Source organism: Pseudomonas sp. AC463 (genome assembly GCF_979253585.1).
Map to the genome: position 1 here is coordinate 1 of NZ_CEEDDZ010001206.1, position 233 is coordinate 233.

1 pseudogene is annotated in these 233 nt (G+C 60.9%); it reads right to left on the bottom strand.

The features are described 5' to 3' along the window. Nucleotides 1-233 (bottom strand): annotated as a pseudogene (gene purH / locus AC0IYH_RS34145) (bifunctional phosphoribosylaminoimidazolecarboxamide formyltransferase/IMP cyclohydrolase); the annotation flags it as partial.

Sequence of the window (233 nt, forward strand, 5' to 3'; positions counted from 1 at the left end):
CCCACTACCTGCAAACCGGCGTGCTCAGCCTTGATCGCGGCGATACGCGCCGAGTTCACGCGGCTCACCTGGCCGGCGCCGACACCGATGGTCTGGCGGTTCTTGGCGTAGACGATGGCGTTGGATTTAACGTAGTTGGCCACTTTCCAGGCGAAGATCAGGTCGTTGATCTCTTGCTCGGTCGGCGCGCGCTTGGTCGCGACTTTAAGGTCTTCGCTGCCGATCATGCCAAT